Source organism: Enterobacter sp. P82, assembly GCF_037053385.1.
Taxonomy (GTDB): Bacteria; Pseudomonadota; Gammaproteobacteria; order Enterobacterales; family Enterobacteriaceae; genus Enterobacter.
The window spans coordinates 543,885-558,441 of record NZ_JBALHX010000001.1; the positions used below are offsets into that span (position 1 = coordinate 543,885).

Consider the following 14,557-nt stretch of genomic DNA (forward strand, 5'->3'; position numbering starts at 1 on the left):
TCCTGTTCTGCCAGCGCGTGGTAAAGAAGGAGGGCTATATGACAGGACCGTCTGCAAGGCATTTCAGTGAACAGACTAGCTGTATTTGGCTGCAGACCGGGCAGGCATAATTGATGTCTGCTCATATATTTAATAACAAACAATGTCTGCTCATATATTTAATAACAAACAATATCTGCTCATATATTTAATAATAAACAATATCTGCTCATATATTTAATAATAATCAATGGCTGCAAAATTTATTAATAAACATCTGTCTGTTTTTTAATCGTTTTATCTCGCTGTACTATAGCCATAATCCTATTTTTGCGCATAGTGAGTTTTAATGATTACTAAACATCAACAGGTTCCTCGAAATCATTACAGTAAGAGTCAAAAGTCAATCGCCTGGGCGTGTCTGTTTCTCCAGTTCTTGCCGGTCATCACGTCGGTAAGTGCTGCTATCCCTGCAGTAGCCCTTGCCAGTGAGCAGCACATGCTGCCGCGCCCTAAAGCCACGCAAACAGAGAGTGGCGTCGATCCTTTTGAACAACAGGTTGCCCGCGGTGCCGTAGCCATTGGGACAACGCTTTCGGATGAGGATCGTACCTCATCCGAAGCGCTGTCGGACTACGCCCGCGCGCAGGCAACCAATGCTGTGAACAGTACTGCCGAAGAGTGGCTTAGCCAATTTGGTACCGCCAGCGTACAGCTAAGCCTCGAGAAGCATGGAAAGCTTGGCGACAGCAGCCTTGACTGGTTGCTCCCCCTCTACGATAGCCCGAAGAATATGCTGTTTACCCAGTTAGGGATGCGGCATAAAGACGATCGCAACACGGTCAATATTGGCGTGGGGAGTCGCTTTTTCCTGCAAGATAACTGGATGCTGGGCCTGAACACGTTCGTCGACAGCGACATTACCGGACATAACTACCGTTTGGGGCTGGGTATGGAAGCGTGGAGCGATTACCTGAAACTGTCAGCAAACGGCTATCGGCGTCTCAGTAACTGGCACCAGTCCCGTGATTTTGAAGATTACGATGAACGGCCAGCCAATGGTTTTGATCTGCGTGTAAATGGTTTCCTTCCTTCATATCCTCAGCTTGGTGGCACTCTTGTCTACGAACAGTATTTCGGGGATGAAGTGGCACTTTTTGGCAAGGATAATCGTCAGAAAAATCCTTATGCCGTAACGGTGGGGGCAAATTACACCCCAGTTCCTATGCTGACATTCAGCGCTGAGCAGCGTATGGGCAAGGGAGACCAGAGTGAACTGAATCTGGCCCTGAACATGACCTGGCAACTGGACAAGTCACTGCAAGAGAATCTGTCACCGAATGCAGTGGACGGCATGCGAAGACTTTCGCGCAGCCGCTATGATTTGGTGGAGCGTAATAACGATATTGTCCTGGAGTACCGCAAGCAGCAGGTGATCCGTCTGACCCTGTCACCGGAACGCATCACGGGCCCGGCAGGAAGCCTGCAAAGGGTTACCTCGGCGGTGAAGGCGAAGCACGGTCTTAAGAATGTGCAATGGCAAGGGGCCTCCTTCACGGCTGCGGGGGGGCTTATCGTTCCTCTGAAACCTAACCTTTATCAGCTGACGCTGCCTGCCTGGCAGACAGTGCCAGGCGTATCCCAGACGGTGCAGGGCGTCAAAAAGCAAAGTGATGCCAGTCGTCTGCTTAATACCTATGTACTGACGGCGACCGCCGAAGATAACAATGGCAATTTCTCACGGCCGGACCAGTTAACGGTAGAAGTTCTGCCGCCTGTCGCCCACTTTATGGGCGATGCAACGGTGCAAGGCGACTATGCGCCGCCGGATGGGGCGACGGCCGTCAACATCCAGTATTTGATCGTCAACGGTGACAACCAGCCGCTGAGCGGTGAGAACGTCGATTTCGATATCACCTATGCCAATGGCAAACATGCCGCCGAGAGAACCAGCTCCGATGACAAAGGGCGTGCTGTTCTGCCTCTCACCAGTACCCTGGCTGGTGAAGCCAATGTTTCCGCTCACCTCAGTAATGGCGAAACCAGCGACGTAACGGTGCACTATGCCGATGCGAACCCCGATACATCGCAATCCTCCTTCAATGCCACGCCCGCGACGGTGAGCGCCAATGGCAACGATATCAGTACGCTGACGCTGGTGCTTCAGGATAGCCTGTCGCGTCCGGTGACAGGGTTAACGAACATTAACTTTGTCGCTGCTGGCGTCACCGGCACCACCCTTAGCAAGGTCAGTGAAACCAGCGCCGGGAATTATACCGCTACCCTGAGCGGCACGGTTGCAGGCGAGGTCACCGTCACGCCACAGCTTGACGGTAAAGCGCTGACAGACATGAATGCGCGCATCACCCTGACAGGCGACAGCCAGAGCGCCCATATCGCCCAAGGCGACATGACGGTGACAACCAATAACGCCCTCGCTGACGGTTCCAGCCAGAACCAGATTACGGTCAAAGTCACCGACAATCAGGGGAATCTGGTAGCGGATCAGGCTGTAGCGTTCCGCGCGGATAATGGTGCCACCATCAGGCAAACGGGGACAACGGACAGCAATGGTCTGTTGAGTATACCCGTCGTCAGTATGACGGCTGGAACATCCACGGTAACGGCGACGGTCAACGGACAAAGCCAGAGCGTAACGGTGAGCTTTACCGCCGATAACAGCTCTGCTCAAATTGCCGCCGGGGATCTTGTTGTGCTTGCTGATGGGGCAAAGGCTAACACCACCGCATCCAACCAGATTCAGGTCAAAGTGACGGATTCGCTGGGTAACGTATTACCGGATATGACTGTGACATTTACCGCCAGCAATGGAGCTGCCATCGCAGCCAGCGGGATGACAGGGGCAGAAGGTACAGTGCAGCTCCCGGTAACCAGTACCAAAGCGGGCATCAGCACCATTACGGCAACCATTAACAATAGTACTCAGAGCGTCACGACCACTTTCGTGGCCGACAGCGATACGGCGGCGATAGCTGCAGGTGATTTAACGGTCATAACGAATAATGCGCTGGCGAATGGGGTGCAGGCGAATAAGGTGCAGGTGAAAATCACTGATGCCAACGGTAACCCGGTTGCTGGGCAGGACGTGAGCTTCAGTGCCACGAATGGGGCCACGGTTGCGGCGAAAGCGACCAGTGATGTGCAAGGGTTTATTCAGCTTCCCGTCACCAGCAAAACTGCTGGTAGCAGCACGATCACGGCGACGCTCAATGGTGCCAGCCAGAATGTGGAGCTCAGTTTTGGTGCTGACGGCAGCACAGCAGAAATTGCTTCGGGTGCTCTGACGGTCATTACCGACAACGCTGCGGCAGACGGCAGTGCAGCCAATCAGATCCAGGTGGTGGTCACGGATGCTAACGGCAACCGTCTGGCAGGCCAGACGGTGAGCTTCAGTGCCACGAACGGAGCGACGATCGCCGCAACGGGCGTTACCGATGCCAGCGGGGCGATTGAGGAAGCGATCACCAGCACCACTGCGGGTGAGAGCGTGATTGAAGCGACAGTCAATGGTAAGGCACAGCAGGTGACGGTGACCTTCCTGGCTGACGGTGACTCGGCGCACTTTGCCGCCGGCTCGGTGATTATTCTGAAGGATAATGCGCGGGCAGACGGCACCGATATAAACCAGATTCAGGCTACAGTGGTGGATAAATATGATAATCCGCTGCCGGGTACCAAAGTGACCTTCCGGGCCAGCAACGGAGCCTCGGTCAATGCGCAGGGCACAACGGATGCCGACGGTAAGATAGTGGCAACGGTCAGCAACACCACCGCCGGGATCACCACGGTGGGAGCGACAGTGAACGGCAGTGAACATGGGGTTGAGGTGACGTTTGTGGCCGACAGCAGCACGGCAACGGTCACGGCCGGTAATGTGAAGGTTCTGAACGACAACGCGGTGGCGAACGGCCTGGCCTCGAACCAGGTGCAGGTAAAAGTCACCGATGCCAGCGGTAATGCGGTGGGCGGTGAGAGCGTCAGCTTAAGCGCCAGCAACGGCGCAACGGTAACCGCCACTGGCACCACTGACAGTGACGGCATGCTTACAGTGCCGATCACCAGCCTGACGGCAGGCAGCAGCACGGTGAACGTCACGGTTAACGGCACCTCGCAGTCGGTCAGTATGACCTTTGTGGCGGATGCCAGCACGGCGCAGATTGCGACGGGTGACATGAAAGTAACGTCAAACAACGCCGTGGCTGACGGCACCGCAACCAACAGCGTGCAGGTCAAAGTTACTGATGCTAACGGTAACCCGGTTAACGGCATGAGCGTGGACTTTACGGCCGACAATGGGGCGGTGATTGCTGCCAGTGCGCAGAGCGATGTGAACGGGCAGATAACGCTGCCAATCAGCAGCGTGATGGCGGGCAGCAGCACCGTGACGGCAACGGTCAATGGCAGCAGTAAGAGCCTGGCGATCACCTTTGTTGCTGACAGCAGTACCGCAGCGATCGCCTCGGCAGATATTGTTCTGCTCAATGACGGCGCGAAAGCCAGCGGCAGCGATCCGGATACGGTTCAGGTCACCGTGAAAGATGCGAACGGTAACGTGGTTCCCGATCAGACGGTGAGTTTCAGTGCTGATAACAGTGCGACCGTTACGGCAAGTGGCACTACCGATGCCAGCGGTATCACCACCGTTGCGGTAACCAGTACGCTGGCTGGGTCCAGTACGGTAACCGCCAGCACCAATGGCAGCAGCCAGACGGTTGTCGCGACCTTTGTGGCTGACAGCACCACCGCACAGATTCAGGCCAACGATATAGTGGTCACTGAAAATGGCGCACTGTCTAACGGCGTGGCGCAAAACAAGGTGATGGTTAAGGTCACGGATGCGAATAACAACGTGGTAGGTGGCGTTGATGTGGCATTTAGCGCCACCAACGGCGCAACTGTACCGGCGACGGCCACGACGGATGCCAGCGGTGTAGTGACGATCCCTGTGACGACGATGCAGTCAGGGGACAGCCAGATTACGGCAACGATCAACGGTAGCAGCCAAAGTGCTGTAGTGAATTTCATTGCAGCGACCATCCCGGTGATTACCGATGTTGTTGATGACACCGGAACCGTAACAGGGTCTATTCTGAGCGGTCAGGCGACTAACGATACCCTGCCAGTGCTGTCAGGTACGGCTGACCCTAACGCCACCGTTCGTCTGTTTGATGGTAGCACTCAGATAGGGAACAGCACCGCTGATGCTGAAGGTCTGTGGAGCATCACGCCAGATAGCGCGATATCCGGAGAAGGTGACCATACGTTGACCCTGACCGGTGCTTTAACGCCACTCAGCGATCAGTCACCGAAATCTGAGGCCTTTATCCTTAATCTGGATACGATTGCGCAGGTGCCGACCATTGATAGCGTCACGGACAGCAGTGGACCTGTGGCTCAGGGGGGCACCACCAATGGCGACAGTGTGACGCTCACGGGGACGACGGAACCAGGGGCAACGGTCACTGTCTTGGTTACTCGCATGTTTGATCGAGTTAGGGGTTCCATGGGGAGTACCGAAGCAGATGACACGGGACACTGGAAGTATACTTTGACAGATCCGCGTGTTTTCCAGGGGTCGGGCGAATATCAGTTAACGGCCAAAACGACAGATATTGCGGGCAACAGCAGCAAAACCTCGGGCATGGACCCCTGGAGCATTTACTATGAAAGCTGGCCTGCGCCGCTGGGAACACCGGAATATACGCTCACTGCGTCGGGTGAAAGTGTAGACCAGACACAGGTTTCCGCGCTGCTAAGTAGCACCGGGAGTGCGTTATTTATATCGCAAATTTCGACTGGCTATAGTGGTTCCATTGATATGCCAGCCGCCTCGGCGGCGAACTCGGGCAATCGGGTCTACGTCAGCATTGAAGGAAGTCAGCAGGTAGCGCTTAGACAAAATGGCGCACTATTAAAAACATTGAGTCAGGGGAGTGAAACGACCTGGTATTCCACCGGCAGCACGTGGAAACAAATCTATTGATATGCCAGCGCTGTATGCCAGCTTACCATCATTCATTTTCATAAAGAGTAATTGAAACCATGCCGTTACGCAGTAACCGAGAGGTTTTGCATTTCGGATAGCGGTATCAGTGAGGGGCATAAGCGGGGGCTCCGTAGTTTTATGAACCAGCAGGCTCCCAATTAGGCCCCTGAAAACTACGAATATCAAAAGGCCCGGCAGGTCACATAGTGACATCCGGGCCTTCTTAGCTTACTGATTTTATTATGGCCCCGGACTTACTCGGAAGTCCCAGGACAAAAAATTGGCTCCTCTGACTGGACTCGAACCAGTGACATACGGATTAACAGTCCGCCGTTCTACCGACTGAACTACAGAGGAATCGTGTGAACGAGGCGCATAGTAGCGACCTCAGTACGCCTTGTCAAAGGGGGAAAACAACCTTTTCGTTCGTTTGCCGACTATTTCAGCAAATCGCTGATTTTATAGTAAATTTGCTTCGAAATTACACAGTAAAATACGCCGCCCGCAGGCGGCGCGCAGGATTAGAACAGTACGGAGTAGTTCAGACCAAACGTACGACCACGGCCTTTATAGGTATAGAGCCCCGGTGCACCGTAGGTTGGGCTATACAGCCCCGGTGCGCGCTGGCCCCAGGCGGTGGTGTAGTCTTTGTCCAGTATGTTTTCTACGCTGAAGCTGACTTTACCCACCGGCAGGGCGTAGCTGCCCAGGAAGTCGACCGTGTTGTAGCCATCGATCTTCTTACCGTCGGCATCTGAAACGTCAAAGGTCTGCGTGCTCTGTACACGCAAGGTCCAGTCGCCCGGTGCCCAGTTGACCCATGCGCTGGCTTTTGACGGGCTGGCGCTGTCAACCGTCAGCTTCTCCCATTTACCGTTTTCACGGGTTTCAGACTTAATGGCGTTGAAGTTCGCGCCGGTGCTCCAGTCACTGTCGGTGAAGAAATAATCCACCTGACCTTCCACCCCGTAGATACGACGTTTGTCGTCTTCCAGGTTGATGGTCATATCGGTTTTGTTGATGGTGATGGTTTTATCCGAGAGCGAGTAATACGCCGCAACCTGCGTGCGCAGGTTATCGCCGGTGTAGCGCCAGCCCAGTTCGTAAGCGTTGACCTTAATGCCATCCAGCGTCGAGTCGTTAACGTTCACGCTGTTCAACAGGCGATAGTGCCCGTCGACGAGCTGATAGGTGCCAGAACCGTAGTACTTCGCCAGGTCAGGAATTTCAAAGCCCTGCGAGAAGTTAAACCACAGCTGCTGCTGTTCGGTCAGGCGACCGAGGATCCCGGCGTTAAACAGGAAGTTGTTGTAATCGGTCTTCCCGCCCGGTACCGCGTCTGCCGAAGTGGCTTTTCCGGTGGCGATAGCCTGCTGCTGCGCGTAGCCAACAAAGTCATCCACCTTGTTTTCGGTGTACTGGTAACGCACGCCGCCGCTCAGGGTGATGGCGTCAATGTCATAGCTCGCCTGCAGGAACGGGGCAAGGTTGGTAATGCTGTAACCCGGATAACGTCCCACGTTGTAAGCATTGTCCAGCTTCATACCGCCGCTCGCCGCCGCTTTACTCAGGTCGAAGAACTGCTGGTTGGCGTCGAAGGTTTCATGGTCGGCGTCCACACCCCAGGTCAGGGTTAAATCATCCACTGGCTTGCTGTTCAGCGTCAGCTTACCGCCGTAAAAATCGGTTTTCTGCTGAGATGCGCCAATACTGGTCACCACACCTTTGCTCAGGGTCGGGAACGGGTAGTAAGTCAGGCTCTCGTCACGATAGTAAATCTGCGCGACCAGATCCTGTCCCCAGAAGTCGGTATTGGAGTACTGCAGGTTGATCAGATGACGTTCGGTACCAGGAATACGGTCAGAATCCAGATTGTTTTTGTTGTACGCGGTGGCATCTCCCGTTACCGCCGAGAAGTTCTTCCCGAGATACAACCCATGCTTACCGTCGGACTCACTCTTGTAGTACTGCGTCGTCAGCTGCAATTGCTGGTGTTCGTCGATGTTGATGGTACCTGTGCCCATCACATCAATACGGTCTGAATACTGTAAACCGGTCTGGGTGTTATCAATAATCACCTCGTCGCCGTTGCCGTCATACCAGCCGCCGTAACGCTGATAAGAAACGGACAGACGACCGGACGCTTTATCATTGCCGCCACTGACGGCTGCTGACACGTTTTCATCATGGTCGTTATGGCTGTTAAAGCCACTTTTTGTTCCAGTCTGGAACTCAACTTCGGTATCTGGCTGGCCTTTTTTGGTGACGATGTTCACCAGACCGCCGGTACTGCCACCGCCATAGAGCGATGTGGCACCGGAGATCACTTCAATACGGTCGATGTTGAACGGATCGATGGAGTCCAGTTGTCGGCTGTCACTACGGGATGAGTTCAGGCGAACACCGTCGACCATGACCATCATCGAACGTCCGCGCAGGTTCATGCCGTAGTTGGTGCGACCCTGGCTGCTGACGTCCATACCCGGGATCAGCTGTGCCAGTACCTCTTTAATCTCTTTTCCGCCCTGAACCTGCTGCTCAATTTCAGCCCGCTCAATGACCCAGGTGGTCTGCGCCATCTCCGCCACGCTGCGATGCGCACGGCTGGCGGAGACAACGATATTTTCTTCCTTTTGTTCTTCTGCCCATGCAGAGGTAGAAAGCATTGCAAGCAAACAAGGATTTAAAACCCAAAGATGAGAACGTTTCATTGTTATGTCGATCCTGATTGTGTGTGTCAGTACTCAGTCGTTTTTGATAACGATTTAAAAACCTGGCTGCTTTCCGGGCTGGTGGTGGTACGCCAGTGGATCACGCCAGGGGAGGTAGCCAACTCAAACGGTTCGTCAGCATGTGCGCGATTCAAAATTCGTGCGGCACGCCAGGCCATCAGGCTGAGCTGGGGTTCAGCAATACCGAGACGGTGCATCCCGGCATTCACGGCAAACAGGCGGTTGCTCTGCGGGCCGTCCCATTCGAGGGTGAAATCGTTGTTAATGCAGAAGGCTTCGTCCGTATCCAGGTGGAGGCGGTGAGACAGTGGGGCGAGGAAAGCAGGCTGTACGCTGCGGTAACCGGTGGCGAAGATCACCACATCGGTCTCCAGCTGTTCGCGTCCGCCGTCGAGATGATGTTGTATTGCCAGGCGCTGTCCGTTTTGCAGCCTCGTAAGCTCGGTCACCGAGCGGGACGGCAAAAGGTGCGCCCAGGGTTTTTCACGCAGCACTTCGAAGCGGTGGTACATGGCGCGATAAATCGCCAGAAGAGACTCGGTGGTGATACCGTCGGAGGTCATCTTCTGCTCGTGCAGCATCTGGCGACGCGCCTCTTCACCGAGCGTGGAGAAGCTGTCCACGTACTCCGGCGTGAAGTACTCGTTGGCAAAGGCAGCCTCATCCAGCGCGTTGTAGTTATTGCGCCGCGATATCCAGTTCAGGCTCAACGGTTGGCCCCACTCGCCACGGAAAATATTCAAAAACAGGTCGGCACCGCTCTGGCCGCCACCGACAACAGTGACGCGCTTGCCCGCGAGTTCCGGCGTGCGCAGCATCATCTCGCTGGCGTGGAAGCAGGTATCGTCCTGAGTTGTGACGCAGTCAGGCAGATTGATCTGTTTGCCAATCCCCACGCAGACATGGCGTGCCAGGAAGCGGTCACGTTGAGTGACCACCTCAAACAGGCCGTTTTTCTCATCAAAACTCACCTGCTGTACCTGCTGGCTGAATGACAGGTTGGTGAGGTTTTCCGCCGCCCAGCACAGGTAATCGGCAAATTCCTCACGAGAAACGGTGCGCTGCTCGGTGGTCAGAAAGCGGTAGAACTTTTTACGCTGTACCAGGTAGTTGAGAAAACTATGTCGGTTGGTAGGCTCGACGGCACTGACCAGATCCTTGAGGAAGCTGGTTTGCATATGGCAGTCCGGAACCATCATGCCAGGGTGCCAGGAAAAATGCGGCTTGCGCTCAAGAAACAGTGAACTAAAACCGTCCAGCCCTTCCGCCAGGGCGGCGATGCTGAGGTTAAACGGGCCAATACCAATGCCGATGAAATCATAGGTTTTCATTGTGCTGACTCCCGGGAGGCCAGAAAAAGAGGGTTATCAAGGTCGGTGACATAGTTCGGCAGCATGCGGCTGCCACCGTCGTGTTCGGAGAAGGTCAGTTTGACCGGGTTGAGGATCACGCGAATAATTTGCGGTTTGAACAGGTCGAACTTCGCGAACCGCTCTGCAAGATCCGGGTGAGCCGCCATATACTGGCGCAGCACGCCGGCCAGGATCTGATAGAAGCGCGTTTCGCTGACGCCACTTTGCTGGGTGAGACGCGAGATAAAACGCAGCACTGTGACAAAATTGCCGGTTTGCAGGTCATGGATGATGTAATCCGCGCTCAGGCGTGCCGTTACGGCTTTCACCTGCTCCGGCAGACTTTCCGCCTGCGGGAAGTCTTCATCCACCAGACGCATATCGCCCTGGAAATCTTTCAGCAGGATGCGCTGCGGAATGGAGTCTTTCATCACCAGCGTCACGTTCTGGCCGTGGGCGATAAGCGCCACGCCGTAGCAGCAGAGCAGGTGGTAGAAAGGGATCACCGTCGCTGCAAACAGTTTTTCCAGCCACGCTTCGGCCGTTAACCCGGAATGGTTGATCCACGCGTCGATCAACGGACGCCCGGCGTTGTCGGTTTCCATCAGTGCCGCCATCAGCACTGCCTGTTCGCCGTCCTGCAGATAACACGACGGATTTTCGCGCCAGATCACGCCCAGCATCTCCTGATAGCGATAGGGCGCTTTCGGCAAGGCGGTATAACCCGGATGCGACAGATATCCGGCAGCGGGTTCGCCAAGCACCTGCGCGCCTGAGCGGGTAAGCGTGGCGTCGGTGGAGAACTGCTGCTGCAGCCAGCGCGAAGCCAGCGGCCCGGCGGCAATGTACTTGCCCGGAATGCCGCGATAGCAGGAGGTGTTGTAGATGGTCAGTGGCAGCTTGATGTCATACGGCGTGCGACGGCTGGCATTGGTCAGTGTGCGCAGGGATTGTTGGGCCAGATACTCATCGCCAAATTCCCCCAGTTCCACCATCTCACCACGCGCGAGCTGCGCCAGGAAATGAATGGCAATTTTTTGCTGCCACTGCCACGGGTGCAGCGGCACGGGTAGCCAGTTGTCGTCCAGACCCAGCTTCTGCCAGCGCGCGTCAAACCGCGCGCGCTCGGCATTGTCCATGGTGCTGGCCAGCAGGGTGTTGATATCGCAATCGGCGTCGCTGCTCCAGACCAGATGCTCACGTTGAACGGCAACCCAGTGCAGGCGAAAACGCCCGCGGTATTCCGGGGCGTACTGGCGCAATGCATCCAGACCCCAGCCACGGCGTCCTTTGTTAAAAATAAACTTAGGATGGCCGCTCATCAGGCACTGCAATTCATCCGGGTCGAGATGAATAAGCGCGTCGGCATCCAGCGTTTCACGCGCCTGTAAAAGCTGAATATCGCCTCTCAGCGTGGCGTAGAGATCTTCCAGATGCTCCGCCGTTTGCGCATTGCTCATCTCCAGCACCGTCGCCAGCTGCAGCAGCGCGTTTTCCGCTTCGACGGCTTCGCCGCTGGCGGTGGTCAGGCTGTCCGGGTCGATATGCAGCCAGCCCCAGATCCCGCGCGTGGCATGAAACTGCCAGCTCTCCGCCCCCATGGTGATTTGCCACCTGTCGGCGGCCAGAGAATGAGCGCGCAGGGTGCGTTCGTATTCCAGCTCGGCGAGGATCTTCGCCACCATCTCGCGGTTCACTTTCTGCCAGAGCGCGTTCACAGTTCCACCTCGCTGAAGAAGTGGTGACGCTGGCTCATGATGAGGCGCGAGCGCTTGTGCGGGAAATCGAACTCTTTCACGGTATCAAAACCGGCAGACGCCAGATGGCGGAACAGGCGCTGGTTGTCGAAGCGCGGCTCCGCGACAATGCGCGTGGTGCGCGGTTCATCAAGATACAGATAGTGGCTAAGGCCGCGCAGCCAGCTACGGATGTATTGCGCACCACGCCAGTTCTCTTCGCCCACCAGCATGTGCAGACCACGGTCAAATGGCTGCCAGCGGTAGTGGCGACCAATACGGTCTTCTGGAGCCCAGTAGAGTTCAAAATAGCCGAACGGCTGGTCGTCGAAACAACCGATAACCGGGTAGCAATAGGTCGAGTCGAGCTGACGGCGCAGGTAGTTTTCCTGCTCGGACTGCGGGCCGGCCATCTCCCAGAAGGCATTGACGCGCGGGTTATTCATCCAGTGGGTAAAGCGCTCGCCGTCCAGCGCCACGTCGGCCACGCGGAAGCTGAGGGTGCGCTTGATTTGTGGGTCATAACGGCGGTATACCTCGCCCTGCGGGCGATGAGGGCGCAGCGGGAAGTACAGCTGACGGCTTTCATCAAACTGCATACCGCCGCTGGCCAGGGGGCGTTCACCTTTCAGCCACAGCGGCAGCTGCCAGAAGGTTTCGCGTGACAGATAATCGCCACACGCGTGGTCAAACAGTGCCTGTGCCTGCGGTTCATCCTTCCAGGTAGCCCAGGGGAGGGTGATCCCGCTGAGGGCAGGCGCGGCGACAAACAGCTGATCCAGCGCTTCAACCAGCCAGCCGTCCGGGATATCGCGCAGGCGCTCCAGCACCGCGCTACCGTCGAGACCCAACGTCAGCGGCAGGGACATGTCCGTTATAGTGCAACGAAAGCCGTAACCGGAATGGACGATATTCGCGTTAGCCATCACACCTTCTCCTTGTAAAACGGGTTGCTAAAGTCGAAATAGATCACTGCCGGGTCGGCAATCGTGTTTTCGTTGCGATCGTGCAAATAGCAGAAAAAGTTGCCTTTGCAGTTCCAGGTCGGACTATCGAGCACGTAGTCGAGGCAGCGGGTCTGCTTCGCCGTGCGGCGCAGTTCCGCCAGCGCGTCACGCACGCGTGCCATCAGGTTTTCTTCGCTGTCGAAACCAGCGGCGGCGAGGGCTGCGGTGACGGCAAGGGTAGAGTTCAGCAGCAGGTAGTAAGGGAAGTAGCGCAGCAGCTGGCTCTCACCGAAGCGGTTTTCCACATCAGTTTCGCCCGCCTCTTTCAGCCATGCGTCGGCGCCCTCGGTCCAGGCGCTGCCCTGGCAGTCGCGGTAGATAAGCCCGACGGGGAAATCCTGCTGCATTTCAACGAGAATGTTTTGCTGGTGTGCCAACAGGACCAGACCGTAATCGGCTTCGGCGCTGAACAGCGGAAGAAGAACGCGGTCGCAATAGGCGTCCAGCCAGCAGCGTGCGGCCCGGGCGAGCGGTAAATCCAGACGCTCACTCAGACGGCGTACAGCCGCAGCCAGCAGGCTATCACCGCCGTCCGGGGCGGCCTGCGTCAGGCTCACCAGCACGTTGGTCTGGGTGTCTGGCGTCTCAAACAGCAGATTGACGCGCAGGGCCATCAGGCTCTCTTCCTGAATCACGCCGTTTTCGTCGCGCAGCCCCGCCCAGCCATCTTCCTGCATCACGCGCATGGTCGGGTAGCGCGCCTGTAGATCTTGCCAGCGTTCGGTTTTAGCCAGACGAGCCAGACGCATCCCGCGCTTAACTTCTTTCACCGACAGCGTGCGCACAGAGTTGGTCAGGCGCACGCTGAGGGAAAACTTAATCATGTCGCTGTTGGTTTCGCTGTACAGCGAGCGTGAAGAGCTGGTTGGCAGCCACTGTGCGCCCGCTTCACCCAGGTCTTGCAGTGAGCCGTTAGTCACCAGCCGCTGGCACCATTCCTGACCGAGCAGGTACTCCGCCTGCCACGGATGCATAGGCAGCAGCCAGCGGGTGTCGGTGAATTGACCGAGCAGTTCAGGGGCGCTCTGGGCTGCAAAGCGCAGTAAACGTTCGCGCAGGGAAACATTCAGGCTGTCACCGGCAATGAGCGTGCTCTCAACGGCAAACCAGCGCAGCGGGAAGCGGGAGGCGAAATCGGGTAAATAGCGACGCGCCTCGGTTTCGTTAAACGGCTCGTGCGACTTTGGCGCAGGGTGGAATGCATGCCCGACAAGCAGCGCCTGTTCAGCTTCGACAAAGGTTAACGGTTTATCGCGCAGGGTTGGCCAGCTGTGGCGCAAATCAATCGCCTGCCAGGTATGCGCATGGCTTTCAAGGGCGCGTTGCTTAAAACGCACCAGCGTATCGGCATCCAGCGAACCTTTTACTGACGGTTTTTCAAGAATTAAATCAACCAGTTGGCGGAATGTGACGGTGTCACTACTGTCATTGTCACTCTGGATAAGCGTTGCAGGGAAACAGTACTGATGATGCTGGGTCGGGGAAAAATACCGTACCGGAACCCGAAGAGCCTGGGCTGGAGAAAGCGGAATATGTATGTGCGATAACTCATCCGCAGCGGTTGCGGAGTGATAGTGCCAGTCCTTCGTTTCACGCAACAGGGCGTTTAAAAAACACTGGGCCGCAACGTCTGTACCGGCGGAGCGGGGCAGAGTACGCATAGATGAACCTCATTCCATGATTGATAATAATTCTCGTTATGATATTCATTCTGTTTACAGTCGCAACCATTTTTGCAATATTT

6 protein-coding genes and 1 tRNA gene are annotated in these 14,557 nt (G+C 56.0%); 1 reads left to right on the top strand and 6 read right to left on the bottom strand.

The genetic code is table 11. The features are described from left to right. Positions 1-328 precede the first annotated feature (328 nt). Positions 329-5,983, top strand: a complete 5,655-nt coding sequence (locus WB237_RS02465) for an Ig-like domain-containing protein (RefSeq protein WP_336209949.1) — start codon at positions 329-331, stop codon at positions 5,981-5,983. Between the two features lie 284 nt (positions 5,984-6,267). On the opposite strand, the gene WB237_RS02470 is transcribed toward WB237_RS02465, so the two are convergent. From WB237_RS02470 to WB237_RS02495, 6 genes are all read right to left on the bottom strand, one after another. Further along, positions 6,268-6,343 (bottom strand) — tRNA-Asn (locus WB237_RS02470). A 164-nt stretch (positions 6,344-6,507) separates the two neighbouring features. Then, a complete protein-coding gene (locus WB237_RS02475) occupies positions 6,508-8,697 on the bottom strand; it encodes a TonB-dependent siderophore receptor (RefSeq protein ID WP_336209951.1) in 2,190 nt (729 codons plus the stop codon). A gap of 26 nt (positions 8,698-8,723) precedes the next feature. Beyond that, positions 8,724-10,049 carry a lysine N(6)-hydroxylase/L-ornithine N(5)-oxygenase family protein gene (locus WB237_RS02480; protein WP_336209953.1) on the bottom strand — a complete coding sequence of 442 codons (1,326 nt, stop codon included), beginning with the start codon at positions 10,047-10,049 and terminating at the stop codon, positions 8,724-8,726. After that, positions 10,046-11,788 carry an aerobactin synthase IucC gene (gene iucC, locus WB237_RS02485; RefSeq protein WP_336209955.1) on the bottom strand — a complete coding sequence of 581 codons (1,743 nt, stop codon included), beginning with the start codon at positions 11,786-11,788 and terminating at the stop codon, positions 10,046-10,048. Before iucC ends, WB237_RS02480 begins: the two co-directional genes overlap by 4 nt. Then, the gene (locus tag WB237_RS02490) at positions 11,785-12,732 is read right to left on the bottom strand and encodes a GNAT family N-acetyltransferase (RefSeq protein ID WP_336209956.1); all 948 of its coding nucleotides are present in this window, start codon (positions 12,730-12,732) and stop codon (positions 11,785-11,787) included. The genes iucC and WB237_RS02490 overlap by 4 nt, the downstream gene beginning before the upstream one ends. Further along, positions 12,732-14,474, bottom strand: a complete 1,743-nt coding sequence (locus WB237_RS02495) for an IucA/IucC family protein (protein ID WP_336209958.1) — start codon at positions 14,472-14,474, stop codon at positions 12,732-12,734. Before WB237_RS02495 ends, WB237_RS02490 begins: the two co-directional genes overlap by 1 nt. Between the last annotated feature and the right edge of the window lie 83 nt (positions 14,475-14,557).

Coding starts and splice junctions, on each gene's coding strand:
- WB237_RS02465 (WP_336209949.1), top strand. CDS start 329: ATGATTACTAAACATCAACAGGTTCCTCGAAATCATTACAGTAAGAGT.
- WB237_RS02495 (WP_336209958.1), bottom strand. CDS start 14,474: ATGCGTACTCTGCCCCGCTCCGCCGGTACAGACGTTGCGGCCCAGTGT.
- WB237_RS02475 (WP_336209951.1), bottom strand. CDS start 8,697: ATGAAACGTTCTCATCTTTGGGTTTTAAATCCTTGTTTGCTTGCAATG.
- WB237_RS02480 (WP_336209953.1), bottom strand. CDS start 10,049: ATGAAAACCTATGATTTCATCGGCATTGGTATTGGCCCGTTTAACCTC.
- WB237_RS02490 (WP_336209956.1), bottom strand. CDS start 12,732: ATGGCTAACGCGAATATCGTCCATTCCGGTTACGGCTTTCGTTGCACT.